Here is a 26,511-nt window from a genome sequence, read left to right as displayed (position 1 = left end):
CTGGGAGAGGGTCGATCAATCCGTCGTCGTCCACGCCGCCTTCAGAGTCGCCGCGCCATTCGCCGGCACGCTCAGCGTCCAGACCGGATAGCCGGTGTCGTCCACCCGACTGCGCACCGACTGGCTGCGGATACGGAAACCGCGCTGCCCGGCCGCATCGGCGACCAGCTCGACCGTCACCGGCTCAGAGCGGGCGTTGGTGACTGTGGTCTCAACCTCGGTGCGCTCGGTCGTGACGGCGCCGCGCGTCGAACTGCCGGACTTCACCAGCCGCGTCTGCACCCGCACGTCCGGCGATTCGCCGAAGGTCAGCCGCAGCGGCAGGCCCACGCCCTTGTCCTCAAACCGATCCTGACCGGCCAACAGCACGCCGCCCGCCCCGTCCGGCTGCATCACCGCCACTGAACCGCCCGGCAGGGCCACGCCCAGTCCGGCGCGCTCTTCATTGCGCAGTTTCATGACGATAGCTGTGGGTTGCGATTCGTCGTCCGGGTTCAGCACCCCCCCACGATAGACCCGCTCATAGGCCACGCCCTCGCGTTCCAGAAAGCGCACCTGCTTGGTCTGCCGCGCTGCGACGGTCGTGGGCTCAGGCAGGGTGTAGATCTTATAGTCGCCCAGTTCGCCCTGTTCGGCCAGCTTCGGAGCGCGCGCCATGCGGCTGCCGGTGACGACGACGTCAGCCGCCTCCATCGCCATCGGCCTCGGCGGAGCCGGCGGCGGCGGAGGAGGCGGCGCGCCGCCATAGCCCGCGAACTGCCCTGAACCGAACGTCGTCGTTCCCTGCGGCCAGCACTGGTTCTGCTGATAGCGGACCATCGGCTCGACCGGCACGGTGCCTGCGTCCTTCCTCAGCGTGCCCGCCACCACCTGCACCGGGGCGGCGGGGAATCCCGTGCCGCCGAAGTTAGCCAGCGTCACCCAGCCGGTCAGGTCCAGCGTCCCGTCCGTCGGGTTAAGCCGCGCCACATAGTCGGCCGACCACTGCAGCCCCGTGGTCAGATAGGCCAGCGTCACCGTGTGCCGTCCCGCCCGCTCGGCCCGCGTACGCACCGACAGGGTCGGCTGGTCGCCCAGCCCCTCTGGCACGCGGTCGAACACTACCCGCTCGGTCTGGCCCGAGCAGTCCAGCGCCTCGAACCGGCCGTCGATCTCCAACACAGTGCCTTGAGCGCCCGCACGGATGACCGCGGCCTTCTCGACCTGTTCGCCAGTCGCCGGATTGGTGCGAACGACGCGCACCACCTCGCCCACCGACTTCTCCATCAGACTGGCCGGCGACAGCAGGTCGAAGTCAGCGTTGCGCTCGACCACATGGGCGGGCAGGCCCTCCAGCACCGCGCTCTGCGGCACGACGCCGGTCGCCAGTCCCCGAAAACGGATGATCCCCTCGCCCGCCGGAAGATCGACCGTGCGCGTCTCGACGATCAGGGCCAGCCCCTGGCGGTCCAATCGGCTCCACGGCTGGCGGGACTGTTCCATCAGGGCGACCGTATCGACCGGACGGTCGCGATAGATCACCACCGTCGCCCCGTCAGGACGCGCGGACACGCTCTCCGTCTGGGCCCAGACCGCAGGCGCCAGAAGGCTCAGCGCAGTGGTGATCGCCAGAAGGCGGCGCATGAGATCAACCGCCCGTGGTGATGGTCGCGGTCAGCTTGGTCTCGCCGTTGGCGGGCACGGGCACGCGCCAGACGACGGTGCGGGCGTCGCGCATCTCGCCCGTAATGCTCTGATCCGTCAGTTCGGTGTCGCGGCCCAGACCGCGCTGGCGCACCTCGACCGTCACCGGCTCGGGCCGAGCGTTGCGGACGGTGTATTCCATGACGTAGCGGGTGCGGAAATAGTCGACCAGGCGCTTCGACACCCGCTCGGACGACACCAGACGCGGTTGCACCGTCACGTCAAAGGCGTCGCCCGTCGTCACCACGATCTCTGACCCGGCGGGCGAGTGGTCGACCTGACTTTCGCCGATGAAGCGCGGCTCGCCCGCCTCATCCTTCACATAGACGCGGATCACGCCCGCCGGCAGGGCGCGCGCCGCGTCGCCCGATCCATTGGCGAAGATGACCCCGACTTCGGCCGCGATCGGCTCTTCGGCGCTATAGAAGCCGTCGACCACCCGCAGATAGCGCTTGGTCGCGGGCACGCCCGCCGCGTCGATCAGGCCGACCTGCTTGGTCTGGTTGTTGGCGACCGTCACGGCCTCGGGCAGAGGATAGACATAGACGTCGGCCAGCGCGCCCTCACCGCCCGACTGGGTTCCATTGCCGCGCGTATTGGACACACGGACCGGCGGGCGCGGATTATAGCCGCCCTGATTGATCAGGTTGACGTCGCCCGCCACCACGCGCGTCTGGGCGTTGCTGAAGGTCGCGCCCGAGTTGTTGGTCAGCGTCACCCAGCCCGTCAGGTCCAACTTGCCCGCCTTCTCGTCGAAACGGGCGACATAGTCCGCCTTCCACGTCAGACCGCTGGTCAGATAGGACAGCGTCGTCTCGCGACGGCCAGCCCCCTCGGCGTCCAGGGTGACGCTGAGCGTCGGGCGCGGACGCAGGTTCTGCGGCACCCGGTCGAAGATGACGCGCGTCGGCACGCCGTCGTCGCGCAGTACCTCGATGCGGTCGCCGATCTGCAGCACCACGCCCTGATTCGCCGCCAGCACGCGCGCGCGCTCGGTCGATTGCGCGCCCGAACCGGGATTGGTGCGGACGATGCCGATCTCATTGCCGACAGCGCTTTCCATCAGCTTGCCCGGCGTCAGCAGGTCATAGTCGAAGTTCTGCTCGACCACCGACAGGCCGCGCCCCGACAGGCCCACCGTCTCGGGCCGGATGCTTGCCGAAACGCCCGGAAACTCCTGACGCGAGCGCCCGGCGGGCACGTTCAGGTTCCGCACGTCCTCCACCAGGGCGATGTTCTGGTTGTAGACCGTCAGGGAGACGCGATCGGGACCGCCCGGCCCCTCCTCCACCTGTTGCGCGGCCGCAGGCGCGGCAAGAAGCAGGGCGAGAGCGAAGGGTCCGATGGCGCGGATCATGCGTGTCCTCGATGACTGTCCAAGCGTCACGCTGCACTGCGAAGGCGATCTTGTCGAGGCCGCGCGCGACGCCGCGTCGCCCCTCGCCGGTCTAGCTTCCCCGTCTGGGAAGGTTTAAGCCCTGCCCCGTGACCCGCTCCCAGGCAGAAAACTGGTCGACCTGGCGCTCGCTGGCCTTCCTGGCCGCGACGTTCGCCATCGTGATCGGCAGCCTGATGCCCTTCGCGGCGCTGGCGGCCTCCACGCCCGGGCAGCCCATCGTCATCTGCTCGGCCGACGGTCCTCAGACCATCCAGTCCGGCGGCGTCGACGGCCCGGCCAAGGAGCATATGGGGGCCAAATGCGCCGCTTGCGTCATGCCGCTGCTGGCGGCCCTGCCCGCGCCCGCCGCGCCGGAACCGGCGCCGGTCGTGCGCCTGACGCAGGCCGTCGTCTACGCCCCCTTCATCGCCAGCCCTCCGCCCCCGGCCCGTGCCCCGCCGCGCCCGCCGTCGCGCGCCCCGCCTCACGCCTGAAAACCAGACCCATCGACGCCGCGCGCCTGCTGAAGGCCTGCGCGGCCGCACATCTGTTTTCAGGATACGAATTCCATGTCTCTCAAGACCGCTGCGGCGCCGTGCGCCCTGCTGATCGGCGCCTGCCTGGCGCCGTCCCTCGCCCATGCCTATGACCTGTCGGAGGCTGACAGCCCCACCGTCGTCGACAGCATCATCGTCACCGGCCGCCGCAACGCCGAAGACCCGACCGTCGTGGCCGAAGCCCGCGACCGCCTCAGCCGCACCCCCGGCGCCGTCGCCGTGGTGTCGGCCGAAAGCTATTCCGACCGCTTCGTCCAGGGCTTTTCCGACACCCTGCGCAACGTCCCCGGCGTGCTGGCGCAAAAGCGGTTCGGCGAGGAAAGCCGCCTGTCCATTCGCGGCTCGGGCATCGCCCAGGGCTTCCACCAGCGCGGCGTCCTGTTCGCCCAGGACGGCGTGCCCTTCGCCGATGCCGACGGCTTTTCCGACTTCCAGAGCGTGGATTCCCTCAGCGCCCGCTATGTCGAGGTGTGGAAGGGCGCCAACACCCTGCGCTTCGGCGGGGCCCAGTTGGGCGGGGCGATCAACCTCGTCACCCCGACCGGCCGCACGGCCCGCCAGCGCGCCCTGATGCAGGTCGAGGGCGGCAGCAACGGCTTCGTGCGCGCTCACGGCGCCGTCGCCGAGACCTATGGCGACTGGGACGTCTACGCCGCCGCCACCGCCATGCAAGGCGACGGCTGGCGCGACCACAGCCAGCAGTCGCAAGGACGCCTGACCGTCAACGCGGGCCGTTCCTTCGGCGAGGACCGCGAGGTGCGCCTGATCGCCCAGGCCGCCGACATCAAGCAGGACATGCCCGGCTCTCTGACATTGGAAGAGGCGCTGAACACGCCGCGCAAGGCCGCCGCCAACGCCCTGTCCGGCGATCAGGCCCGCGATCTGACGGTCAAGCGGCTGACGCTCCAGACCCGCTGGCGCTTCAACGAATCCACCCTGTTCGAGGGCGCCGTCTGGGGCTGGGAGAAGTCGCTGTATCACCCGATCTTCCAGGTGATGGATCAGGACAGCGCCACGCGCGGCGCCTTCGCCCGCATCGACTGGACCGGCCAGATCGGCGACCTGCGCGCCGACGCCTTCTACGGCTTCTCGTGGCGCGAGGGAGAGATCGAGGCCCTGCGCTATGTGAACCTGGCGGGTCAGCGCGGCGCCAAGACCGCCGATGCGCGTCAGGACGCCTCCGGTCTGGACGTCTTCGCCGAGGGGCGGCTGTTCGTCACCGACCAACTAGCTCTGGTCGCGGGCGGCTCATGGGGACGCGCCACGCGCGACTATCTGGACCGCATGACCCCGGCCAATGACGCCAGCCGCGACTACGAGTGGTTCTCGCCACGCATGGGCCTGTTGTGGGAAGCCGAGAACGGCGCCCAGGTCTTCGCCAACCTCACCCGCTCGGTCGAACCGCCGACCTTCGGCGCCCTGGTGCAGGCGCCGCTGACCGGCTTCACCCCGGTCGAGGTTCAGGACGCCTGGACCGGCGAGATCGGCACGCGCGGCCGTCATGGCCCTCTGGCCTGGGATCTGGTCGCCTACCGCAGCCGGATCGAGGGCGAGATGCTGAACTTCATCACCGGCCCCGACATCCCCGCCGCCACCTTCAACGCCAAGAAGACGATCCATCAGGGAATCGAGGCCGGGCTGGACTGGACCCTTCCCGTCGAACTGGCGGACGGGTCGCTGATGCTGCGTCAGGTCTATAATTGGAGCGACTTCCGCTTCGACGGCGACGCGCGCTGGGGCGACAATCGTCTGCCGGTCGTGCCCGAGCACCAGTACCGGGCCGAGCTGACCTGGCGCCATCCGACGGGCGTCTTCGTCACCCCGTCGGTCGAGTGGCGGATGTCCAGCCCCTATGTCGACTACGCCAACACCATGAAGGCGCCGGATTACGCCGTGCTGGGACTGACCGGCGGCTTCAACATCAACGCCCGCACCTCGGTCTACATCGACGCGCGTAACCTGACCGACAAGCGTTACGTCGGCGAGTTCTCGGCCGTGACCGACGCTCGCTCGTCGCAGACGGCCGTCTTCTTCCCCGGCGAGGGCCGTTCGGTCTTCGTCGGCCTGCGGCTGGCCTACTGATGACCGCCTCTCTCAAGACCAAGGCGCCGAACGTGATGTCCGGCGCCTATCGGGCCGTCTGGCGCTGGCACTTCTACGCCGGGGTGCTGGTCATACCGTTCCTGATGCTGCTGACTCTGACGGGCGGCCTCTATCTGTTCAAGGACGAGATCGACCACGCCGTCTATCGCTCCATGATCGAGGTTCCGGCCAGCGCCCAGCAAGCCGATCCTGATCAGTGGCTGGCCGCCGCCGCCCGCGCAGGCGAAGGCCGGGCGGCGAACGTGCTGGTGCCTGACCGCGCCGATCAGGCCGTGCGAGTCCGCGTCGACCGGCCCGACGGCGCCCAGCGCACCGTCTTCGTCGATCCGCACACCGCCACGGTCACCGGCGTCACCGCCTATGGCGGCGTGACCGAGACGATCAAGACGCTGCACTCCCTCAGCCTGTTCGGCGGCCCCATCGGCACGGCGCTGAACATTCTGGTCGAGATCGTCGCGGGCTGGGCCGTCATCCTGTGCGCGACCGGCCTTTACCTGTGGTGGCCGCGCAGCCGCACCGGCGCCGTGCTGAGGCCGCGTGAGACGGACGCCGGACGACGCCCATTCTGGCGCGACGTGCACGCCTTGACCGGCTTCTATGTCGGCGGGGTGATCCTCTTCCTCGCGATGACGGGGATGCCGTGGTCGGCCGTCTGGGGCGATCGGTTCATGGGCGTCATGCGCGACACGGGACTGGGCCGCCCGCCCGCGCCCGCCGCCGCCAGCCCCTGGAGCCACGCCAAGCCCCACGACGCCCCCGCGGACGTGGGCTGGACGCTGGAGAACGCCGTCATGCCCGCGCATGGGCACGGCGTCGCCAGTCTGACGCGCGTTCTTGAAACCGCGCAGGCGCAGGCCCTGCCCCGCCCCTTCACCGTCAGCATCCCCCGATCCTCCGACCTGGCCTGGACCGTCTCCCGCCAGACCCGCAAGGCCGAGGACGCCCGCAGCCTCTATGTCGATGGCGCCACCGGGGCGGTGAAGGCCGACCTGCGCTGGAGCCAGTTCGGCGTCATGGCCAAGGGCTTCGAATGGGGCATCGCCGTCCATCAGGGAACGCAATACGGCTGGATCAACCGCATCGTCATGCTGATCGGCTGCATCGCCGTCTGGCTGCTGGCGATCAGCGGGTTGATCATGTGGTGGAAGCGCCGCCCGCCCAGCCTGTCGCGCCGCCTTGCCGGCGCCCCGCCCGCGCCGCCCGGCCCCCGCGCGAGAATCGCCGTGCTGTGCATCGTCATCCCCCTGTCCATCCTCTATCCCTTGACGGGACTGAGCCTCGTGGCCGCCCTGCTGCTCGACCGAGCGGCGCGGGCGTTCGCCAGGTCCAAGCCCGTCGCAGCCTCTTGAGAAGGAGCTTCAACATGAAACCTCTGTTCGCCCTGACCGTCCTGTCGGCCGCCGCCCTCACCCTCGCCGCCTGCGGCCAGCCCGCCGAAAAGTCGGCCGAAGCCGCCAAGGACGCCGCCGTCGCCCCCGGCGTGGTCCAGGTCGCCGACGCCTGGTGCCGCCCCACCCCCAACGGCGCCAAGGCCGGGGGCTGCTACCTGACCCTGACGGCAGGCTCCGACGACCGTCTGGTCAGCGTCTCGACCGCCCTGGCCCAGTCGGCCGAGGTGCATGAGATGAAGATGGAGAACGGGGTCATGAGCATGGCCCACCTGGCCGACGGCCTGCCCCTGCCCGCCGGAACCCCGGTCGAGCTGAAGCCCGGCGGCAATCACATCATGCTGATGGGCCTGCGCGATCCTCTGGTCGACGGCGGCGTCGCCTCCTTCACCCTGACGTTCGAGAAGGCCGGTCCTATCGGCGTCCACGCGGCCATCAAGCAGCCGCCGGTGGTGGATTCCGAAGAGTAGGAAGCTCTCTTGACGGCGCGAGCCTGACAAACCGGCCCGAACCGGCTAAAGGCTCGCGCTCACGAGGAATACCATGGCCCTGAAAGTCGCGATCGTCGGCCTGCCCAACGTCGGCAAGTCCACCCTGTTCAACGCCCTGACCAAGACGGCGGCGGCCCAAGCGGCCAACTATCCGTTCTGCACCATCGAGCCGAACACCGGCGACGTGGCCGTGCCGGAGCCGCGCCTGAACGTCCTGGCCGGCATCGCCGGTTCCAAGGAGATCATCCCCTCGCGGATCACCTTCGTGGACATCGCCGGTCTGGTGCGCGGCGCATCCAAGGGCGAGGGCCTGGGCAATCAGTTCCTGGCCAACATCCGCGACTGCGACGCCATCGCCTTCGTCGCCCGCTGTTTCGTCGATGACGACATCACCCACGTCGAGAACCGCATCGACCCGATCTCGGACCTCGAGATCATCGAGACCGAGCTGATGCTGGCCGACCTCGAGAGCCTTGAGCGCCGCCGCGTCCAGATCGAGAAGCGCGCCAAGGGCGGCGACAAGGAATCCCAGCTGAACCTGAAGCTGATCGACGCCGCGCTCGAAAAACTGCGCGACGGCAAGCCCGCGCGTCTGGCCGAGGTGTCCAAGGAGGACAAGAAGGCCTGGGACATGCTGCAGCTGCTGACCGCCCTGCCCGCCCTCTATGTCGCCAACGTCGAGGAAGGCTCGGCCGACAAGGGCAATGAGCTGTCCGATCTGGTCGCCAAGCGCGCCGCCGAGGACAACGCCAACTCAGTCGTCATCTCGGCCCAGATCGAGTCGGAAATCGCCGTCCTGGACGACGAGGAGCAGAAGGAGTTCCTCGAGACCCTGGGTCTGGAAGAGCCCGGCCTGAACCGCCTGATCCGCGAGGCCTACAAGCTGCTGGGCCTGCAGACCTACTTCACCGTCGGGCCGAAGGAAGCGCGCGCCTGGACCATCCCCGTCGGCGCCACCGCGCCGCAGGCGGCGGGCGTGATCCACACCGACTTCGAAAAAGGCTTCATCCGCGGCGAGACCATCGCCTTCGACGACTATGTCGCGCTGAAAGGCGAAGCGGGCGCCAAGGAAGCCGGCAAGATGCGCGCCGAAGGCAAGGCCTACGTGGTGAAGGACGGGGATGTGATGCATTTCCTGTTCAACAACTAGGACGTTTCCTCAGGGCGGTTAGAAAATCTGACCCCCCTGATAGAATTACTGAAATTCCATACCCTTGCAGGTGTCGCCAAAGCCCTGGATGAATCGGCTCGACTGACGCTGAAAATTCTCCAGGGACGCCATGAAGTTCGATACCCTCGCCGTGCATGCGGGCTATTCGCCTGATCCGACCACCAAATCGGTTGCCGTGCCTATCTATCAGACCACCAGCTACGCCTTCGACGACACCCAGCACGGGACGGATCTGTTCGACCTGAAGGTGGCGGGCAACATCTACACCCGCATCATGAACCCGACGTCCGACGTGCTGGAACAGCGCATCGCGGCGCTGGAGGGCGGCATTGCGGCGCTGACCGTGGCCTCGGGTCAGGCGGCGATCACCTATGCGATCCTGACCATCGCGGAGGCGGGCGACAACATTATCGCCACCTCGACCCTGTATGGCGGCACCTATAATCTGTTCGCCCACACCCTGCCCCAGTACGGCGTCACGGTGCGCTTCATCGACGCCGCCGACCCGGCCGCCATCGCCGCCCATACGGATGAGCGCACCAAGGCGGTCTTCTGCGAATCCATCGGCAACCCGCTGGGCAATGTCGTCGACTTCGGCGCCCTGGCCGACGCGGCCCACGCGCAAGGGTTGCCGCTGATCGTCGACAACACCGTGCCGACCCCCTACCTGACCCGCCCGATCGAGCACGGCGCGGACATCGTCATCCACTCCCTGACCAAATACATCGGCGGCCACGGCACCAGCATCGGCGGCGCCATCGTGGACAGCGGCAACTTCCCCTGGGCCGAGCACAAGGCGCGCTTCCGCCGCCTGAACGAGCCGGAAGTCAGTTACCACGGCGTCGTCTACACCGAGGCGCTTGGCCCGGCGGCCTTCATCGGCCGGGTGCGCACCGTCCTGCTGCGCAACACGGGCGCCGCCATCTCGCCGTTCAACAGCTTCCTGATCCTTCAGGGGCTTGAGACGCTGGCCCTGCGCATGGACCGCCACGTCGAGAACGCGACCGCCGTCGCCCAGTGGCTGAAGGCCCACCCCAAGGTGGAATGGGTCAACTACGCCGGGCTGGAAGACCATCCGTCCAACCCGCTGATCAAGAAGTATTTCGGCGGCAAGGCGTCCGGCCTTCTGACTTTCGGCGTGAAGGGCGGCCGCGAGGCGGGCGCCCGCTTCCAGGACGCGGTGAAGATCTTCACCCGTCTGGTCAACATCGGCGACGCCAAGTCGCTGGTCTGCCACCCAGCCTCGACCACCCACCGCCAGCTGTCGCCTGACGAGCTGAAGAAGGCGGGCGTGACCGAGGACACCGTGCGCCTGTCCGTCGGCATCGAACACATCGACGACCTGATCGCCGATCTGGACCAGGCGCTGGCCGCCGTCTGATTTTTCGACCTGTCCCAGCCAGGCGCCGCCGACGCGGCGCTTGGCTGTCGACTCCGCTGATCCGGCTCACTACGGTCCCGCCATCGAATTCTCCGAGGGGTGAGACTGTATGCGTATTTCATCTTCCGTCGCCGTCCTGGCTTTCGCCGCGGCCCTGGCCGGCGGCGCCGCTGCTCAGGCCCAGACCGCGCCCGCCTTCGACGCCGCGCGCATTTCCGAGGACATCCGCGTCCTGTCGGACGACAGCTTCGAGGGGCGCGGCATCGCCACCCCGGCCGAGCAGAAGGTCATCGACTACCTGAGCCGCCAGTATGCGGCCGCCGGCTTCGCGCCGGGCGGCGAGAACGGCGGCTGGACCCAGGCGGTCGGCCTGAACCGCTTCACCGTCTCCAACGTCTCGGGCCAGCTGAAGCTGGGCGACTGGAGCCAGCCGCTGACGCAGGGCCAGGAAGTCACCATGACGACCCGCCTGCCCAGCAACGGCGTCGACCTGAAGGACGCGCCGCTGGTCTTCGTCGGCTACGGCATCAGCGCGCCCGAGCGTCAGTGGAACGACTTCAAGACTGACGTGCGCGGCAAGGTGATCGTCGTCCTGGTCAACGACGCCGACTTCGAAGACCCGTCGCTGAACACCTTCGGCGGCGAGGCCATGACCTATTACGGCCGCTGGACCTACAAGTTTGAGGAAGCCGCGCGTCAGGGCGCGGCGGGCGTGCTGATCGTTCACGAGACCAAGCCCGCCTCCTACGGCTGGACCACGGTCGCCAACTCCTGGGGCGTGCCGCAGTTCGACATCGTGCGCGCCGATCCGTCGGCCGAGCGCGTGGCGATGGAAGGCTGGATCCAGCGCGATCTGGCCGTCGACCTGTTCCGCCGCGCGGGCCTCGACTTCGAGCAGGAGAAGATCAAGGCGCGCAGCCGCGACTTCCAGCCCGTCGAACTGACCGGCGCGACCCTCGACGCCCGCATGGACGTGAAGTCCGAGCGCATCGTCACCCACAACGTCGTGGCCAAGCTGGAAGGCTCGACCCATCCGGACGAGACCATCCTCTACACCGGCCACTGGGACCACATCGGCATGGGCGAGCCGGACGCCAACGGCGACCGCATCTTCAACGGCGCCATCGACAACGCCTCGGGCACGGCGGCCCTGCTGGAAATGTCGCGCCAATGGTCGGCCGGACCGCGGCCTGAGCGCACCATCGTCATGATCAGCTTCACCGGCGAAGAAAGCGGCCTGCTGGGTTCGGAATTCTACGCCGCCAACCCGCTGTATCCGCTGGAGAAGACCGTCGGCGGCTTCAACATCGACTCCTCCGCCGTCTTCGGCCGGATGAACAAGCTGGGCGTGACCGGCTACGGCCATTCCGAACTGGACGAGCCGGTGATCGCGGCGGCGGCGGTGCAGGGACGCGGCTTCGTCGGCGACGCCGGCGCCGCGGCGGGCATCTACTTCCGCTCCGACCACTTCCCGCTCGCCAAGAAGGGCGTGCCGATGGCCTATCTGTCCTCGACGGGCGAGTTCGTCGACGCGCCGATCGAGCCGCGCCTGGCGCGCGCCGCCGACTATCGCGCCAACCGCTATCACCAGGCGGCGGACGAGTGGGAGGCCGATTGGGACTACTCGGGCATGCTTCAGGATCTGGATGTCATGTTCAAGGTCGGTCAGGATCTGGCCAACAGCCGCACCTGGCCGGAATGGAAGTCCGGCTCGGAGTTCGGCCCGGAACGCGCCAAGAGCGCCGCTCAGCGCCGCTGATCCGGCCCTTCGGTCGAACATGACGAAAATGTAAGGGGCGGCCTCGCAAGGGGCCGCCCTAAGACTATGGGAAACGGCCTCGTGGGGAAGGTCGAAGGAAACGCCATGCACCATCGCTTCATTCGCGGCGTCGCCGCCGCCGCGCTGATCCTCGTCGCGGGCGCCGCCTCGGCCCAGGACTTCTCGGCCCAGCGCCTGTCCGACGACATCCGCGTCATCAGCGCCGACGACTTCCAGGGCCGCTACCCCGGCACGCAGGGCGAGCAGAAGACGCTGGACTGGCTGCAGGCCCAGTATGAGGCCATGGGGCTGGAGCCCGGCGGCCCGAACGGCCAATGGCTGCAGATCATCGACCTGAAGCGCCTGACGCCCAGGGGCGAGCCCGCGCTGGCCTTGACCGGAACGCCGCCCGGCGGCCGCGCCCTGACCGCCGGGACCGACTTCACCCTGCGGGCGATGAACGATGCGGCCGTGGGCCAGGTGATCGACACCCCCGTTGTCTTCGCGGGCTACGGCATCCATGCGCCCGAGCGAGGCTGGGACGACTACGGCGATCTGGACGTGACCGGAGCGGTCGTCCTGGTCGTGGCGGGCGAGCCCGAGGGCGAACTGTTCAACGGCCCCTACGCCACCACCTACCAGTCCGCAGCCTACAAGGCTGACGAGGCCAAGCGGCGCGGCGCCGTGGCGGTTCTGACCGTCGTCGACGGCGACGCGGGCGCGGCCGCCTGGCGACGCGAGACATCAGGGGCGAACCGCACCCGAACCCTGACGCCCGGCTCCGCCGAGCTGACCCTCAGCGGCGCCGTCAACCGCGACGTCGCCGCCGAAATGGGCGTGGACCTGGCGTCGCTGAAGCCCCGCCTCGAGACCGGCGACTTCCGCGCCTTCCCGCTGGAGACGCGGATCACGGCCTCAGCCGAGGAATCGGTCGAAATCCTGCGCACTCACAACCTTCTGGCGCGCATCACTGGAACAGAACGCCCGAACGAGGTCGTCATCTACTCCGCCCACTGGGACCATGTCGGCGTCAATGAACACGCAGCGGGCGACGACAAGGTGTTCAACGGCGCCTGGGACAACGCCTCGGGCACCATCGGCGTGGTCGAGATGGCGCGCCAGCTGAAGGCCGCCCCAACGCCGAAGCGCACCCTCGTCTTCGCCCATATGGCGGCCGAGGAGATGGGCCTGCTGGGCGCCTACGCCTATGTCGCCGACCCGGTCTATCCGCTGGAGACCACGGTGGCCGACATCAATATCGACATGCTGCCCCTCAGCGGCCCGACTCGCGACGTGCCCATCTTCGGCAAGGGCCAGAACAGCCTCGAAGACGACCTTCAGGCCCTGGCCGAACAGGAAGGCCGCTACGTCTCCGACGACGGCCAGCCGGAGCAGAATTTCTACTACCGCTCCGACCACTTCCCCTTCGCCCGCGCGGGCGTGCCGGCCCTGATGCCCTGGCACGGGGTGGATTGGGTCGAGGGCGGCCGCGAGGCGGGCCTGCCGGCCTGGAAGGCCAAGTTCGGCGCCGACTATCATCGCCCCAGCGACGAGTGGTCGGCCGACTGGGATCTGCGCTCGGCGGTCGAGAACCTGACCCTGCTCTATCGCCTGGGCCTGGACCTGGCCAACGGCGACGAATGGCCGAGCTGGAAGCCGACCTCCGAGTTCGGCCAGGTCCGCGACCGCAGCGCGGCGGCCCGGCGTTGACGCATCAAAAGGCAAGGGCGGCAACGCCCTCGCCCGCCCGCACGTTGAGGCGGAAATGAAGCGCCCTTCGCCTCTCTTCTTCGTCGTGCTGGCGACCCTGCTGGCGGCCTGCGACCCTCCGGGACAGGTCAACCCGCCCACGGAGCCCGCCCAGCCCATACAGGGGCCGGGAACCTCGGCGCCCCCGCCCCAGCGCCCGCCTGGGATGGAGCCCTTGCTGCGCGGCGCCGGCGCGACCAGCTTCGTCGGCCGATGGGCCGCTACGGCCAGCGCCTGCGCGCAGCCAGACGATGAGGCCGCGCTCGAGATCACCACCACCGATCTGCACGGGCGCGGACTGCTCTGCGTGATCGAAACCATCAATGAGCGCGGTCAAGGCTACGACGCCCTCCTCTCCTGCCAGACGGCCGCAGGCCAGGCCGAACGCCCCGCCCGCTTCGAAGCCACCGACGACGCCTTGCGCCTGATCTGGCTGGATCGGCCTAATGAGCAGCCCCAGCGCCTGATCCGCTGCACCACCCTGGCGCGCTGACGGCACAGGGCGCCGCCCACGAAAAAACCCGCCGGATCGCTCCGGCGGGTCGTTTCGTCTGCGAGGAGAAAGCGCCTTAGTGGGCGACGCCCTTCCAGATGCGGCGATAGCTGGCGTAGGTCACGCCCGCGAAGGCCAGCAGGAAGATGATGACGCCGAAGCCCATCTGCTTGCGCTCGACCATCTTCGGCTCGGAGGTCCAGGCGATGAAGGCCGCGACGTCCTTCGACATCTGGTCCACGGTCGCCTCGGTGCCGTCGTCATAGGTGACCTGACCCGCGGTCAGCGGCGCCGGCATGGCGATGAAGCCGCCCGGCGGCACATGGCCCTTGCCTTCCCAGAACGGGGTCATGTCGCCCGCCATATAGGGGTTGTAGTGCTGGCCCGGCGCCATCTTCAGGCCCGCCGGCGGGGTCGAATAGCCCGACAGCAGCGAATAGATGTAGTTGGCGCCGTCGTGGCGGGCCTTGGCCATGACCGACAGGTCCGGCGGCATGGCGCCGCCGTTGGCCGCAGCGGCCGCCGTCGGGTTCGGGTAGGGGTTGGGGAAGCGGTCCGCCGTGGTGGCGTCGCGACGCAGGTCTTCACCCGTTTCCGAATCGATGTCGGCGACCTGGATCTCCTTGGCCAGAGCCTTCACGACCGGGTTGTCGTTCGGGTTCGGATACTTCGGATTCCAGAACGGCCCGTGCTTGTCGCCCAGGTTGCGGAAGTGCACCAGATCCATGCCGTGGCACGAGGCGCAGACTTCACGATAGACCTTGTAGCCGCGCTGCAGCTGGCCCTGGTCGAAGGTGCCGAACGGACCGGCGAAGCTGAAGCCGCCGTCGCGCGGATGCTTGGCGCCCCCGGCGGCCATCGCCGGAGCGGCGATGGCGACCAGGCCGACAGCGGCCGTCACGGAGACGAGGATCTTGCGGAAGGACACGGTCTTTTTCTCGTTGCTCATCATCGCGCTCAGGCCTTCTCGGCTGCGGTCGACGGGAGCACGGGCTCCGAGATCGTCGCCGGGATCGGCAGCGGCTTCTCACGCAGGCCGATGAGAGGCATCAGCACCAGGAAGAAGACGAAGTAGTAGGCGGTGAACAGGCGGGTCAGCCACAGGTAGGAGTTCAGCTGGCCGTCGATCAGGTTGAAGCTGGGCATGCCCGGCACGACCGGCGCGTCCGGAAGCTGCGCGCCGCACCAGCCCAAGCCGAAGCAGACGAACAGGAAGATGATGAAGAAGGTCTTCATCGTCGGACGGTAGCGCATGGAGCGCACCTTGGACGTATCCAGCCACGGCAGGACGAACAGCACGCCGATCGCGGCGAACATGGCCACCACGCCGCCGAACTTGTCGGGGATGGCGCGCAGGATCGCGTAGAAGGGCAGCATGTACCACTCAGGCACGATGTGCGCCGGGGTCTGCAGCGGGTTGGCCGGGATATAGTTGTCGGCGTGGCCCAGGGCGCCCGGGTTGTAGAAGACGAACACCGCGAACAGGATCAGGAACAGGATGATCGCAAAGCCGTCCTTGACCGTGAAGTACGGGTGGAAGGGCAGCGTGTCCTTGGCCTGACGGTCCTTCGGGATCAGGATGCCGACCGGGTTGTTCTGACCGGCGGCGTGCAGGGCCCACAGGTGCAGCACCACGCAGCCGGCGATGACGAACGGCAGCAGGTAGTGCAGCGAGAAGAAGCGGTTCAGCGTGGCGTTGTCGATCGCCGGGCCGCCGCGCAGCCAGACCAGGATCGGCTCGCCGACGACCGGAATGGCGCCGATCAGGTTGGTGATGACCTCAGCGCCCCAGAAGGACATCTGGCCCCACGGCAGGACGTAGCCCAGGAAGGCCGTGGCGATCATCAGGAAGAAGATGACGCAGCCGACGATCCAGATCATCTCGCGCGGCGCCTTGTAGGAGCCGTAGTACAGGCCCCGCAGCATGTGCAGGTAGACGGCGATGAAGAACATCGACGCGCCGTTGGCGTGCACATAGCGGATCAGCCAACCGCCGTTCACGTCGCGCATGATGCGCTCGACCGAGGCGAAGGCCATGTCGACGTGCGGGGTGTAGTGCATGGCCAGGACGATGCCGGTGATGATCTGGGTCATCAGGCAGATCGCCAGGATGCCGCCGAAGGTCCACCAGTAGTTCAGGTTCTTCGGGGTGGGCAGGTTCGCATAGTCCATGCCGAAACGAATGATCGGCAGGCGGGTGTCCATCCACCGCTCAACGGCGGTCTTCGGGACGTAAGTGGATTCGTGATCGCTCATGGTTCCTCTGTCCGTCCTCAGCCGATCTTCACGCGGGTGTCGGACACGTATTCGTAGTTCGGCACGATCAGGTTCAGCGGCGCCGGCCCCTTACGGATGCGGCCCGAGGCGTCGTAGTGCGAACCGTGGCACGGGCAGAACCAGCCGCCGTATTCACCGGCGTTGAAGGTCGGCACGCAGCCCAGGTGGGTGCACGAACCGATGACGACGAGATATTTCTCGTGGCCTTCCTTGGTGCGCTCGGCGTCGGTCTGCGGCGGGCTGCCCACGGCGCCCTCGTCGATGACCTTGGTCAGTTCGGCCGGGGTGCGATAGCGCACGAACACCGGCTTGCCCTGCCACTTGATGACGACCTGCTGGCCTTCCTGAACCTTGGTCAGATCGAATTCGATCGACGCCAGGGCCAGGGTGTCGGCCGCCGGGTTCATCTGGTTGATCAGGGGCCACGCCACCATCACGCCGGCGCCGGCCGCAGCCGCGCCCGCCGCAATGTGGATGAAGTCGCGGCGGGTGGCCTCGCCACCCCCGTGTTGGCCGTCAGGCCCGTCAGCATTCACGACCGATTCGGCCACGCGTTTCACCTCTGCATCGCCGGTCGCCCGCCCCGGGAAGGGACGTCAACCGAATGGAACCCTATCATGCGACGGCAAACCCCTGCCCGTCCGGCCTTGGTTTCGGCTGTTCCTGACAAGTCGCGAAAGCGATTTGCGAAACAGTCGCAACAAAAGCCGCGACAAGGCCCCGCCCCGCGCGTATGAGGGCCTTAGAATGCGTCTCGCCCTTTTTCAACCTGACATCCCCCATAATGTCGGCGCCTGCATCCGTCTGAGCGCCTGTTTCGGCGTGGAATTGCACGTCATCCAGCCCACCAGCTTCAATTTCGACGATCGTGCGATGAAGCGCGCGGCGCTGGATTACGGCCCGCTGTCCCATATGACGCGCCATGCGGACTGGGACGCTTTCCAGCGCGACCGGGCGCCGGGACGGCTGGTGCTGTTCACCACGCGCGCGGCCGAACCCCTGACGGATTTCGTTTTCCGGCCCGATGACGTTCTGTTGTTCGGCAAGGAGAGCGCCGGTTCGCCCGATTACGTCCATGCGGCCGCGGATGCGCGAATCTACATCCCCATCCGCCCGGAAGCCCGGTCGCTGAACCTGTCGGTCAGCGCCGGAATCGGCCTGCATGAGGCGTTGCGGCAGATGAACGAACTGCCGACGCGTTGAGCGATTAACTAAAGCCGTTCAGTTCACGCCAACCCGCACATGCATAACGTCGATCCGCAATAGCGGAGACCATGATGCAATCCCTGTGGCTTAAGCTTACCACGCCGGACCAACTGCCTTTATTGTTGGCGTTCGCCCTTCTCGCAGGTTTTCTGATCGGGTTGAGCGCGGCTGACGCCATGAAACGCCGTGGGCGGCGCCGAACCAAACCGTCGACGACCGCAGTCAAGGTCGTTCCCACGCCTCGAAACCCCGCCACAGATCAGCTGGCGACGGTCATGAAGGCTGAGTTTTACGCCAAACGACTGATGTCGCGACAGGAAGCGCGCGTCTTCTACGCCTTGGAGCGCGGCTTGGCCAAGCACCCGCTCGGTTGGCGCGTCATGGCCCAGGTCTCGCTCGGTGAGGTTCTGGGCTCCACGGATACGAACGCATTTCAGGCCGTGAACAGCAAGCGGGTCGACATGCTGATCATCGCCAGGGACGGTCTGCCGATCGCCGCGGTCGAATACCAGGGCTCAGGCCACTATCAAGGCACGGCCGCCGCCCGCGACGCCGTGAAACGAGAAGCTCTCCGACGTGCCGGTATCGAGTTCCTGGAAATTCGTTCCGGGCATGCTCCCGAAGAACTGGCCTTCGAAATCGACCGGCTCGTCCGGCGCAGAACGCCTGCCGACGAGCCGGCCTGATCGCCTTGTCCTAGCCTGAACCTTACTCCGGCGCGCCGTCGTTCGGCAGTTTGGCCAGGCTCGGCCGCTCGGCGCTCTTCGAGGCCGCCACGCGCTCCACCGCGCGCATGACGCGCAGCAGGTTCTCGCCCGAGATCTTGCGGATGTCGGCCTCGCTCCAGCCGCGGCGCATCAGTTCGGCCAGCAGGCGCGGATAGCCGTCCACGCCCTCCAGGCCGACCGGCAGGCTGTCCACGCCGTCATAGTCGCCGCCCAGGCCCACGTGGTCGATCCCCGCCACGTCGCGGACGTGCTGGATGTGGGCGATGACGTCCTCCATCGTCGCCTTGGGCGCCGGATTGGCGGCGTTCCAGGCGTCCATGCCCGCCTTGACCGCAGCGGGATCGCCGGGATTGAGGGCCGTCAGCCGCGTCATCTCCGCGCCGCGCGCGGCGCCCGAAGCCCGCACGGCCTCGCTGACGAAGCCCGGCACGAAGGTCACCATGACGATGCCGCCGTTGCCCGCCATCTGGCGCAGCACGGCGTCAGGCACGTTGCGCGGATGAGCCGTCACCGCCCGCGCCGAAGAGTGGGAGAAGATCACCGGCGCCTCGGACACGCGAATGGCGTCGACCATGGTGGCCTCGGATACGTGGCTGAGATCGACCATCATGCCCAGACGGTTCATCTCGCGGACCACGTCTTCGCCGAAGGCGTTCAGGCCGTCCCACTTGGGCGCGTCCGTGCCGCTGTCGGCCCAGGTCGTGCTCTTGGAGTGGGTCAGCGTCATGTAGCGCGCGCCCGAATCGTAGAACTCGCGCAGCAGGCCCAGAGAGTCGTCGATCGAATAGCCCCCCTCCATGCCGATCAGGCTGGCGATCTTGCCCGCGCGGTGGATGCGGACCAGGTCGTCGGCCGTGGTGGCGATCTCGAAGGTCTCGGGATGGGCGGCGACGATGCGCTTCACCGTGTCGATCTGCTCGAAGGTGGCCTTGGCGGCGTCGACCGGCGCCATGCTGGCGGGGACATAGACCGACCAGAACTGACCGCCCACGCCCCCGGCGCGCAGACGCGGAATATCCGTATGCAGGCGCGTCGACGTCGACAGATTCGCATTCAGATCAACGCCGTGCGGATCATTCCCGAAGCCCTGACGCAGCGCCCACGGCAAATCGTTGTGCCCGTCGATCAGGGGCGTGCGCTTCAAAATCTGCATCACGCGCGCCTCTTGAGGCTGAGACGTTTGAGCCAGAACCGGTCCCGCCAGAACGGCGACGGAGGCGGCGGCCAGCAGGCTGGCGCGCAAGGCGATGCGGATCATGATTTCCCCTCTGAGCTACAGACCCGCCCGGTCGCCCCACGGCGCCGCTTTACGGGCGCCGCACGCTGGCACATGCGCGCCGTCGAGGGAACCGTCCGTAGGCATCGTTTGCGTCGCGCCTTGTGATCTGGATCAAGGCCCCCCGCCGTCGCCTGCGGCATCAGGATCGCATCCGCGCACCCCGCCGGACTGTTCACAAAGGCCGCGTCATGGTTGAAGCCCTCATGATCCAAGCTGACCCCGCCCTCATGATTGAGCGCCGCGAGCGCGCCCGCGTCTGGTTCGAGACCCTGCGCGACAAGATCCACGCCGGTTTCGAGGCGCTGGAAGATGCCGCCCCCGCCGAACTGTTCGCCGGAGAGCCCGGCCGCTTCGTCCGCACGCCCTGGGACCGCAAGGAGGGCGGCGGCGGCGTCATGGGCATGATGAGCGGCCGCCTGTTTGAAAAGGTCGGCGTCCACTGTTCGACCGTCCACGGGACCTTCCCCGCCGACTACGCCAGGAACGTGCCGGGCGCCGAGGAAGACCCGCGCTTCTACGCCACCGGCATCAGCCTGATCTGTCACCCGGTCAGCCCGCACGTGCCTGCCGTGCACATGAACACCCGCCTGATCTCGACGACCAAGACCTGGTTCGGCGGCGGCGGCGACCTGACGCCCGTGCTGGATGCGGACCGCCGCGACGACCACCCGGACACCGTGGATTTCCACGCCGCCATGAAGGGCGCCTGCGACGCCTTCGACCCGTCCTGGCACGCCAAATACAAGCAGTGGTGCGACGAGTATTTCTTCCTACCCCACCGCAATGAACCACGCGGCACCGGCGGCGTATTCTACGACCACCACGACAGCGGCGACTGGGAGCGCGACTTCGCCTTCACCCAGGCGGTCGGCGAGGCCTTCCTCAAGGTCTATTGCGACATCGTCGCCCGCCGGATGCACGAGCCCTGGACCGAGGCCGAGCGCGAGGAGCAACTGATCCGCCGCGGCCGCTATGTCGAGTTCAACCTGCTCTACGACCGCGGCACCATGTTCGGGCTGAAGACCGGCGGCAACGTCGAGTCGATCCTCAGCTCCATGCCGCCCGTGGTGAAGTGGCCCTAGAGGCGAAGGCTCACGCCGAAACCTGATCGTTCGCCCGGTCCAGGGCCTCTGCAACGGCCCTGGTCAGGCCCGCCACGCTGAGCGGCTTGGTCAGATGGCCGTCGGCGCCCGCGCGATGGCTGGCCTCGACGTGTTCGCGCATGGCGTTCGCGGTCAGCATCAGGATCGGCGTCGGCTCGGCGCCCGTGCGGCGTTCGTGAGCGCGCATCTCGGCCGTCGCGGTCAGCCCGTCCATGACCGGCATCTGCATGTCCATCAGCACCAGGTCGAAGCTCCCCTCGCGGAAAGCGGCCAGGGCCTGAGCCCCGTCCTCCACCGGCGTCAGCGCGATCCCCAGAGGCTCGAGCATGACCTCGACCACCTTGCGGTTGGCCGGGTGGTCGTCCGCCAGCAGCACGCGCGGCGCGCCTAAGCGATCCGCACGCGGCAGGGCGGCAGGCGGAACTGGAGCCGCTTCAAGCTCATCCTCTGCGCCCTCGACCGGCGGCAACGGCAGATCGAACCAGAAGCGCGCGCCGCCCTGCGGCGGAGACTCGCAGTCCAACTCGCCGCCCATCAGCCGCACCAGATCATCCGAAATGGCCAGCCCCAGGCCGCTGCCGCCGAACTGACGGGTGATCGAGCCGTCCTCCTGCTGGAAGCGATGAAAGATGCGCGACTTGAACTCGGCGTCGAAGCCGATGCCCGTATCCGTGACCGTGAAGCGCACGCGTTCCCCTTCGCCCTGCACGGCCTCCAGCGTCACCGCGCCTTCCTGGGTGAATTTCAACGCATTGCTGATGAGATTGGTCAGCACCTGACGCAGCCGCACCGCATCACCGATGACCCGACGGGGCAAGGTCGGATCATAGTCCAGCCGCAGCTCGACGCCCTTGCCCAGAGCCAGCGGCGCCCACAGGACAGCCACATCGCGCGTCACCTGCTCCAGATCGAAGGGCGTCGAGTCGATCGCCACCTGGCCTGCCTCGATACGAGCGACGTCCAGAATGTCCGACAGCAGCCGCTCCAGAGTGACCCCCGACGAACGGATGATGTCGACCAGTTCGCGATCCCGCTCCGGCAGATCACGCGTCGTCAGAACCTCGGCCATGGCCACCACCCCGTTCAGGGGCGTGCGGATCTCATGGCTCATATTGGCCAGAAACTCGCTCTTGGCTCGGTTCGCCGCCTCGGCGTGAAGCTGCGCCTTCTTCAGACGCCGCGACTGTCGCCTCTGCCACAGCAGCACCAGCAGCACCGACAAGACGAAAACCAGGCTGATGGCCAGAATCCAGTTCTGCCCCCGGATCACCGCCTGCTGCAGCTGGGTGTTGGCGCGCGCGGTCTCGAGCTGACGACGCCGCTCGGCCAACTGCTGCTGCATGTCGCCCGTCACCTGATGAATGCCCGCGCTGAAGCGGCGGGACAGGTGCAGGTCGCGCTCGCGCTGATACTCGCGCAAGATCTCGAACCCCTCGCGCGGCCGGCCTGAGCCGAAGAGGAGTTCAGCCTCAAGCAGGCGCTCGGTCGGATCGACCGCCCCTTCCGGCGCCAGGTCGCGCAGGCGCTCCAGATCGCGACGCGCGCCCGCCAGATCGCCCAGCCGCGCCCGCGCCACGCCGCGCGCCGGCAGAATGTCCAGCGCCAGAAAGGCCTTGCCGTCTATCAGGGCTTCGTGCGGAGCCAGACAGTCCAGCACCCCGCGCGAATCCCGTCGTGCATCGGCCACGGCTGCGCATAGAGCGGCGTCATAGGCGCTGAGGCTTTCCAGATTGGCGCGCTGGCTTAAGCGGTGGTGCGCCGCGTAATAGAGTTCTGCGTTCGGCAAATCCCCGACCTGAATCGCCATGCGCGCCAGATTATAGAGGCTGTCGAAATCAGGGCGCGGGTAATCGGGGTTGGAATCGTCGATCTCAAAACGACGAAAGGCGGCGGCGGCGCCCGCCACGTCGCTGAGCTTCATCAAGCCCATGCCCGTCATTTCCCACACGCCGGCGCGAGCGGTGGCGGCATAGGGGTCGTGAGCCGGAATCTCCGCCTCGACCGTCGTCAGCAGGCGCAGGCCTTCGCCTACCCGGTCCTGATCCATCAAGGCCAGGGCGCTCAAGCGGGCCGCATGGGCCATGACGAACCAATCGCGCGAGGTCCGGGCCGTGCGCGCCATCTCCTCTTCTACCGACAGGTCGCCCTGGTCATAGCGGATGGTCAGTGCGTTCAGTCGCGCAATGGCCAGGTAGCGCTGGTCGTTCTGGGCGCGCGCCTGCGTCTCCAGGCGCTTGTTCCAAATAGCCGCTCGCTCGAAATCGCCCTGGTTCAGAACCGTCCAGGCGACATGATACAGCCGGTTCAGCCCCTCGCGGTCACGGCGTTTTATCGCCGCCAGGCCGAAAGCTTCCAGCGCCGCGAAATTCGTACGGGAGGCGCGCTGTTCGACCGCACGCGCCAGTTCGGCGCTCTGCACCGCCTTGGCCGTGGCGGGCGCGGCGGCCGCCATCAGGGCGACCGCCATCAAGGGCGCGCGAACAAAGGTCTTGAGGCGTATGGAAGACATCCTCGCGACCCTAGTCCTGCGAAAGTTGCCTAAGACTTAGCGCCGTTCGACGACACGCGCCACGCCATGACCGCCCTTCAGGCCGACACGCCCAGATAGGCGCGGATCCAGTCGGCCAGGACGGCGCGGTCGTTCGGCTCGGCCAGGGTGGCGTGGGCCTGATCGACCAGGGCGTCGTCGATACGTCCCCGCCGCCCCTCGGTCAGGCGCGCGGCGAAGGCCGGATCGAACTCAGGGTGGCACTGGAAGCTGATGGCGTCCTGCCCCCAGGCCAGCCCGGCATAGGGCGTGAACGCGCTGGAGATCAGCACCCGCGCATCGGCGGGCGCGGCCACGACCTGATCCTGGTGCGACACCGGAATGGCGATGGTCGTCGCCGCGGGCGTCATCCAGGCCTCATCGCTCAGCACGTCATAGCGGTGCAGGCCGACGCCCCACCCCTTGTCGGACTTCTCGACCCGACCGCCGAAGGCGTGGGCCAGGATCTGGTGGCCGAAGCACACGCCCACCAACCGCGTCTTGCCTCGCGCCTCGCGCAGCCAGGCGGACAGCGGCTCGATCCAAGGCAGGTCTTCATAGACGCCCGCCGCCGATCCGGTGACGATCGTCCCGACGAAGGCCGACGGATCCTCGGGGAGTTCGCCCGCCTGAACGTCGAAGCGATGGGTGGTCGCGCCTTCGCCCAGCATGGCGCGGAACTGGGCGGTGTAGTCGCCGAACGCCTCGGCCAGATGAGCGGGCGGACGGCCGGTTTCGAGGATGGCGATGGCGGTCATGAAATCCACTTGATCGACAGGAGTGAAGGAAGCCTCAGCGGCCGGATTGCGGTAGAAGAAAGAACAAAGCAATGAGACGAACCGCCCATGCCTTCTTCCGCCGACGCCCAGGCCGATGCGCCGCTTGAAGACCTGGTCGTCCTGATCAATGTCTTCAAGTGCAATGCGCCCCATCAGGACGAACTGATGGAGCGTCTGGCGGATCTGGTGCGTATTCAGATCGCCCTGCCCGGCTTCGTCTCGGCCACCCTGCATCGCGGATTGAACGGTCGCGTGGCGGCCAATCACGCCGTCTGGGCCGACGCCGACGCCTGGAAGGCCATGACCCGCCATCCTCGGATCGTCGCGGCCATGGGGCCGATCCTGGCCATCGCGACCTTCGAGCCGCACCTCTATGAGCCGGGCGAGGTCATCCAGCCCTAGCCCGCGCGCCAGACCTCGGCCCGACCGCCCGCGTCGCCCAGCGCCTGGACCGTCCAGCCGCAGATTTCGGCGGCCGCCGCCTCTGCGCCCGAGGGGGCGTTGACCACCGTCATGGCGCAGCCGTTCATCTTCATCGGATTGTTCAGCGGACGCAGCCGCGCCTCGGCCACCAGCACCCGCGACAGCCCCGCCTGCTCCAACCGCCGGATGAAGCCGTCAAAGGTCTCCAGATCCTTCAGCGGCGTCCAGATCGCCACGCAGGCCGTCGGATCGGCGCGCAACACCGCCGCCGCCGTTTCGGCCGAGCGGACATAGTCGTCGGGCCGCTCGAACGGCGGATCGATCAGCACCAGCGGCGCCTTCAGCCCCCGCGCCGCACGCACCGCCTCCTCATAGCCGTCGCCCGCCTGCCCCACGGCGTTGGGCCAGGCCGCCAGCGCCTCGCGCAACAGGGCCTCGACCGGCGGATTCAGCTCGAAGCCGCGATAGGAATCCTCAGGCCGCAAGGCCCGCGCCGTCAACACCGGCGAGCCGGGATAGAACCGCACCCCGCCCTGCGGGTTCAGCGCCGCGACTTCCGCCGCCAGCGCCTCGATCAGCGGCGGCCGCGCCTCGGCGGTCATCAGCCGCGCCACCCCGGCCTCGGCCTCACGCGAGCGGACGGCATCGCCCGACAGGTCGTAGAGGCCCGCGCCCGCATGGGTGTCCAGCACGGCGACCGGGCCCAAGGCGTCGGTTCGCGCCTGCCGCTCCTTCAACAGCCACAGCACCAGGGCGTGCTTGACCAGATCGGCGAAGTTTCCGGCGTGAAAGCTGTGACGATAATTCATGCCCGCTCGTCTCTCGCGGCGAGCGCGGGGTCAAGCCCGCATCACCAGCGCTCTGATACGAAAAAGGCCCCCTGCCTTGCGGACAGGGGGCCTTGGCCTCGCTTCAGATTGCGATCAATCGGCCCAGTTCAGGACGACCTTGCCCGACTTGCCCGACTTCATGGCCTCGAAGCCCGCCTCGAAGTCCTGATACGGCATCTGGTGGGTGATCAGCGGCGTCAGGTCCAGACCGGCCTTCAGCAGGCCCAGCATCTTGCGCCAGGTGGTGAACATCTCGCGGCCATAGACGCCCTTGATGGTCAGGGCCTTCAGGATGATCGCGCCCCAGTCCGTCTCCATCGGCTTGGACGGAATGCCCAGCAGGGCCATGCCGCCGCCCATGATCAGGGTGTCGACGCACTGCTTGAAGGCGACGGGCGACCCCGACATCTCCAGCGCCACGTCAAAGCCGACCTTAAGGCCCAGCTCGTGCATGACGTCGCGCAGGTCTTCCTTGGTGGTGTTCACGGTGCGCACGCCCGGCGCAACCTTTTGCGCAAGTTCCAGACGGAAGTCGTTGATATCGGTCAGGACCACGGTGCGAGCGCCCGCATGGCGCGCCACGGCCGCGGCCATCATGCCGATGGGACCGGCGCCCGTGACCAGCACATCCTCGCCCAGCAGGTCGAACTGCTGCGCCGTGTGCACTGCGTTGCCGAACGGGTCCAGGATCGAGCCGATCTCATAGGGCACGTCGTCCGGCAGCTCGATGACGTTGAAGGCCGGGGCCACCACATATTCGGCGAAGGCGCCCTGGCGGTTCACGCCGATGCCGCGCGTGTCCGGGTCCAGGTGGAAGTGACCGGCGCGGGCCGCTTCGGAGTTCAGGTCGATGACGTGCCCCTCGGCCGAGACGCGCTGGCCGACCTTGAGGCGGCGATCCACGTCCTTGCCGATGGCGACGATCTCGCCGGCGAACTCGTGGCCGGTGATCATCGGCACGGGCACGTTCTTCTGGGACCACTCGTCCCAGTTCCAGATGTGGATGTCGGTGCCACAGACGGCGGTGCGGTGCACCTTGATCAGCACGTCCTCATCGCCCGCGACGGGAATGGGGGCGTCGATCAGCTCCAGCCCCTCGGCCGGTTTCGTCTTGGCCAGGGCCTTCATCATGTCAGCCATGTCGTTTCCTCAAACGCTTATTTAATTCCGTCACGGCCGGTCGCCCGGCCATGACGATACAGGCGA

The 26,511-nt window shown here is 67.7% G+C and carries 23 protein-coding genes; 13 read left to right on the top strand and 10 right to left on the bottom strand.

Annotated features, from left to right (window positions below; genetic code table 11):
- Positions 1 to 15: 15 nt before the first annotated feature.
- Entirely contained in the window at positions 16 to 1,623 is a 1,608-nt protein-coding gene (locus ACU5AP_RS01765; protein ID WP_128720329.1) for a DUF4139 domain-containing protein, read from the bottom strand.
- A 4-nt stretch (positions 1,624 to 1,627) separates the two neighbouring features.
- Positions 1,628 to 3,040 carry a DUF4139 domain-containing protein gene (locus ACU5AP_RS01760; RefSeq protein WP_128720330.1) on the bottom strand — a complete coding sequence of 471 codons (1,413 nt, stop codon included), beginning with the start codon at positions 3,038 to 3,040 and terminating at the stop codon, positions 1,628 to 1,630.
- A 128-nt stretch (positions 3,041 to 3,168) separates the two neighbouring features.
- Between ACU5AP_RS01760 and ACU5AP_RS01755 the strand changes: the two genes are divergently transcribed.
- From ACU5AP_RS01755 to ACU5AP_RS01715, 9 genes are all read left to right on the top strand, one after another.
- A complete protein-coding gene (locus tag ACU5AP_RS01755) occupies positions 3,169 to 3,555 on the top strand; it encodes a DUF2946 family protein (protein ID WP_088409977.1) in 387 nt (128 codons plus the stop codon).
- A gap of 75 nt (positions 3,556 to 3,630) precedes the next feature.
- Complete coding sequence (locus ACU5AP_RS01750) at positions 3,631 to 5,700, top strand: TonB-dependent receptor family protein (RefSeq protein ID WP_128720331.1); 2,070 nt, start codon at positions 3,631 to 3,633, stop codon at positions 5,698 to 5,700.
- Positions 5,700 to 7,070: a PepSY-associated TM helix domain-containing protein gene (locus ACU5AP_RS01745; protein WP_088409979.1), complete on the top strand. Its 1,371-nt coding sequence runs from the start codon at positions 5,700 to 5,702 to the stop codon at positions 7,068 to 7,070. Before ACU5AP_RS01750 ends, ACU5AP_RS01745 begins: the two co-directional genes overlap by 1 nt.
- A gap of 14 nt (positions 7,071 to 7,084) precedes the next feature.
- A complete protein-coding gene (locus tag ACU5AP_RS01740) occupies positions 7,085 to 7,579 on the top strand; it encodes a copper chaperone PCu(A)C (RefSeq protein ID WP_003165558.1) in 495 nt (164 codons plus the stop codon).
- A gap of 73 nt (positions 7,580 to 7,652) precedes the next feature.
- Positions 7,653 to 8,750: a redox-regulated ATPase YchF gene (gene ychF, locus ACU5AP_RS01735; RefSeq protein WP_003165559.1), complete on the top strand. Its 1,098-nt coding sequence runs from the start codon at positions 7,653 to 7,655 to the stop codon at positions 8,748 to 8,750.
- Positions 8,751 to 8,880: 130 nt separating this feature from the next.
- Positions 8,881 to 10,152 (top strand): O-acetylhomoserine aminocarboxypropyltransferase/cysteine synthase family protein, encoded by a 1,272-nt coding sequence (locus ACU5AP_RS01730; protein ID WP_446680719.1) that lies wholly within the window; start codon positions 8,881 to 8,883, stop codon positions 10,150 to 10,152.
- 109 nt (positions 10,153 to 10,261) lie between these two features.
- Entirely contained in the window at positions 10,262 to 11,911 is a 1,650-nt protein-coding gene (locus ACU5AP_RS01725; protein WP_076223927.1) for a M28 family metallopeptidase, read from the top strand.
- A 105-nt stretch (positions 11,912 to 12,016) separates the two neighbouring features.
- Positions 12,017 to 13,621, top strand: coding sequence for a M28 family peptidase (locus ACU5AP_RS01720; RefSeq protein WP_223850845.1), 1,605 nt, complete (start codon positions 12,017 to 12,019; stop codon positions 13,619 to 13,621).
- A 55-nt stretch (positions 13,622 to 13,676) separates the two neighbouring features.
- Positions 13,677 to 14,153 carry a hypothetical protein gene (locus ACU5AP_RS01715; protein WP_128720334.1) on the top strand — a complete coding sequence of 159 codons (477 nt, stop codon included), beginning with the start codon at positions 13,677 to 13,679 and terminating at the stop codon, positions 14,151 to 14,153.
- A 76-nt stretch (positions 14,154 to 14,229) separates the two neighbouring features.
- Here the strand turns inward: ACU5AP_RS01715 and ACU5AP_RS01710 are convergent, their stop codons facing one another.
- From ACU5AP_RS01710 to petA, 3 genes are read right to left on the bottom strand one after another with little or no spacing between them, the layout of a single operon-like run.
- Positions 14,230 to 15,105 (bottom strand): cytochrome c1, encoded by an 876-nt coding sequence (locus tag ACU5AP_RS01710; protein WP_003165564.1) that lies wholly within the window; start codon positions 15,103 to 15,105, stop codon positions 14,230 to 14,232.
- Positions 15,106 to 15,110: 5 nt separating this feature from the next.
- A complete protein-coding gene (locus ACU5AP_RS01705; RefSeq protein ID WP_003165565.1) occupies positions 15,111 to 16,409 on the bottom strand; it encodes a cytochrome b in 1,299 nt (432 codons plus the stop codon).
- 17 nt (positions 16,410 to 16,426) lie between these two features.
- Complete coding sequence (petA, locus tag ACU5AP_RS01700; RefSeq protein WP_446680718.1) at positions 16,427 to 16,981, bottom strand: ubiquinol-cytochrome c reductase iron-sulfur subunit; 555 nt, start codon at positions 16,979 to 16,981, stop codon at positions 16,427 to 16,429.
- Positions 16,982 to 17,177: 196 nt separating this feature from the next.
- On the opposite strand from petA, the gene ACU5AP_RS01695 reads away from it, so the two are divergent.
- Entirely contained in the window at positions 17,178 to 17,633 is a 456-nt protein-coding gene (locus ACU5AP_RS01695) for a tRNA (cytidine(34)-2'-O)-methyltransferase (RefSeq protein ID WP_128720335.1), read from the top strand.
- Between the two features lie 71 nt (positions 17,634 to 17,704).
- Positions 17,705 to 18,322, top strand: coding sequence for a DUF2726 domain-containing protein (locus ACU5AP_RS01690; protein ID WP_128116500.1), 618 nt, complete (start codon positions 17,705 to 17,707; stop codon positions 18,320 to 18,322).
- 22 nt (positions 18,323 to 18,344) lie between these two features.
- Here the strand turns inward: ACU5AP_RS01690 and ACU5AP_RS01685 are convergent, their stop codons facing one another.
- Complete coding sequence (locus ACU5AP_RS01685) at positions 18,345 to 19,622, bottom strand: dipeptidase (protein ID WP_040345738.1); 1,278 nt, start codon at positions 19,620 to 19,622, stop codon at positions 18,345 to 18,347.
- A 248-nt stretch (positions 19,623 to 19,870) separates the two neighbouring features.
- Here ACU5AP_RS01685 and hemF point away from each other — a divergent pair, with 248 nt between their 5' ends.
- Positions 19,871 to 20,725: an oxygen-dependent coproporphyrinogen oxidase gene (gene hemF / locus ACU5AP_RS01680; protein ID WP_373863228.1), complete on the top strand. Its 855-nt coding sequence runs from the start codon at positions 19,871 to 19,873 to the stop codon at positions 20,723 to 20,725.
- A gap of 10 nt (positions 20,726 to 20,735) precedes the next feature.
- Here the strand turns inward: hemF and ACU5AP_RS01675 are convergent, their stop codons facing one another.
- Together ACU5AP_RS01675 and ACU5AP_RS01670 are read right to left on the bottom strand one after the other, a co-directional pair.
- Positions 20,736 to 23,255 (bottom strand): ATP-binding protein, encoded by a 2,520-nt coding sequence (locus ACU5AP_RS01675; RefSeq protein WP_446680717.1) that lies wholly within the window; start codon positions 23,253 to 23,255, stop codon positions 20,736 to 20,738.
- A 77-nt stretch (positions 23,256 to 23,332) separates the two neighbouring features.
- Positions 23,333 to 24,031 carry a glutamine amidotransferase-related protein gene (locus ACU5AP_RS01670; protein ID WP_164918035.1) on the bottom strand — a complete coding sequence of 233 codons (699 nt, stop codon included), beginning with the start codon at positions 24,029 to 24,031 and terminating at the stop codon, positions 23,333 to 23,335.
- An 87-nt stretch (positions 24,032 to 24,118) separates the two neighbouring features.
- On the opposite strand from ACU5AP_RS01670, the gene ACU5AP_RS01665 reads away from it, so the two are divergent.
- The gene (locus tag ACU5AP_RS01665) at positions 24,119 to 24,454 is read left to right on the top strand and encodes an antibiotic biosynthesis monooxygenase family protein (RefSeq protein ID WP_128720339.1); all 336 of its coding nucleotides are present in this window, start codon (positions 24,119 to 24,121) and stop codon (positions 24,452 to 24,454) included.
- Here ACU5AP_RS01665 and rlmJ read toward each other — a convergent pair.
- Both rlmJ and tdh read right to left on the bottom strand, forming a co-directional pair.
- Positions 24,451 to 25,284: a 23S rRNA (adenine(2030)-N(6))-methyltransferase RlmJ gene (rlmJ, locus tag ACU5AP_RS01660; protein WP_128720340.1), complete on the bottom strand. Its 834-nt coding sequence runs from the start codon at positions 25,282 to 25,284 to the stop codon at positions 24,451 to 24,453. The genes ACU5AP_RS01665 and rlmJ overlap by 4 nt on opposite strands.
- Positions 25,285 to 25,398: 114 nt before the next feature.
- Positions 25,399 to 26,445, bottom strand: coding sequence for an L-threonine 3-dehydrogenase (gene tdh, locus ACU5AP_RS01655; protein WP_128116493.1), 1,047 nt, complete (start codon positions 26,443 to 26,445; stop codon positions 25,399 to 25,401).
- Positions 26,446 to 26,511: the final 66 nt, after the last annotated feature.

It is taken from the genome of Brevundimonas sp. RM1, assembly GCF_052907225.1.
The sequence above is the reverse complement of the archived record's forward strand: the minus strand, read 5'-3'. Positions and strand labels throughout refer to the sequence as shown.

Excerpts from the sequence above, each read along its gene's own strand:
- ACU5AP_RS01765 (WP_128720329.1), bottom strand. The coding sequence starts at position 1,623 with ATGCGCCGCCTTCTGGCGATCACCACTGCGCTGAGCCTTCTGGCGCCT.
- ACU5AP_RS01760 (WP_128720330.1), bottom strand. The coding sequence starts at position 3,040 with ATGATCCGCGCCATCGGACCCTTCGCTCTCGCCCTGCTTCTTGCCGCG.
- ACU5AP_RS01750 (WP_128720331.1), top strand. The coding sequence starts at position 3,631 with ATGTCTCTCAAGACCGCTGCGGCGCCGTGCGCCCTGCTGATCGGCGCC.
- ACU5AP_RS01745 (WP_088409979.1), top strand. The coding sequence starts at position 5,700 with ATGACCGCCTCTCTCAAGACCAAGGCGCCGAACGTGATGTCCGGCGCC.
- ACU5AP_RS01740 (WP_003165558.1), top strand. The coding sequence starts at position 7,085 with ATGAAACCTCTGTTCGCCCTGACCGTCCTGTCGGCCGCCGCCCTCACC.
- ychF (WP_003165559.1), top strand. The coding sequence starts at position 7,653 with ATGGCCCTGAAAGTCGCGATCGTCGGCCTGCCCAACGTCGGCAAGTCC.
- ACU5AP_RS01730 (WP_446680719.1), top strand. The coding sequence starts at position 8,881 with ATGAAGTTCGATACCCTCGCCGTGCATGCGGGCTATTCGCCTGATCCG.
- ACU5AP_RS01725 (WP_076223927.1), top strand. The coding sequence starts at position 10,262 with ATGCGTATTTCATCTTCCGTCGCCGTCCTGGCTTTCGCCGCGGCCCTG.
- ACU5AP_RS01720 (WP_223850845.1), top strand. The coding sequence starts at position 12,017 with ATGCACCATCGCTTCATTCGCGGCGTCGCCGCCGCCGCGCTGATCCTC.
- ACU5AP_RS01715 (WP_128720334.1), top strand. The coding sequence starts at position 13,677 with ATGAAGCGCCCTTCGCCTCTCTTCTTCGTCGTGCTGGCGACCCTGCTG.
- ACU5AP_RS01710 (WP_003165564.1), bottom strand. The coding sequence starts at position 15,105 with ATGATGAGCAACGAGAAAAAGACCGTGTCCTTCCGCAAGATCCTCGTC.
- ACU5AP_RS01705 (WP_003165565.1), bottom strand. The coding sequence starts at position 16,409 with ATGAGCGATCACGAATCCACTTACGTCCCGAAGACCGCCGTTGAGCGG.
- ACU5AP_RS01695 (WP_128720335.1), top strand. The coding sequence starts at position 17,178 with ATGCGTCTCGCCCTTTTTCAACCTGACATCCCCCATAATGTCGGCGCC.
- ACU5AP_RS01690 (WP_128116500.1), top strand. The coding sequence starts at position 17,705 with ATGATGCAATCCCTGTGGCTTAAGCTTACCACGCCGGACCAACTGCCT.
- ACU5AP_RS01685 (WP_040345738.1), bottom strand. The coding sequence starts at position 19,622 with ATGATCCGCATCGCCTTGCGCGCCAGCCTGCTGGCCGCCGCCTCCGTC.
- hemF (WP_373863228.1), top strand. The coding sequence starts at position 19,871 with ATGATTGAGCGCCGCGAGCGCGCCCGCGTCTGGTTCGAGACCCTGCGC.
- ACU5AP_RS01675 (WP_446680717.1), bottom strand. The coding sequence starts at position 23,255 with ATGTCTTCCATACGCCTCAAGACCTTTGTTCGCGCGCCCTTGATGGCG.
- ACU5AP_RS01670 (WP_164918035.1), bottom strand. The coding sequence starts at position 24,031 with ATGACCGCCATCGCCATCCTCGAAACCGGCCGTCCGCCCGCTCATCTG.
- ACU5AP_RS01665 (WP_128720339.1), top strand. The coding sequence starts at position 24,119 with ATGCCTTCTTCCGCCGACGCCCAGGCCGATGCGCCGCTTGAAGACCTG.
- rlmJ (WP_128720340.1), bottom strand. The coding sequence starts at position 25,284 with ATGAATTATCGTCACAGCTTTCACGCCGGAAACTTCGCCGATCTGGTC.
- tdh (WP_128116493.1), bottom strand. The coding sequence starts at position 26,445 with ATGGCTGACATGATGAAGGCCCTGGCCAAGACGAAACCGGCCGAGGGG.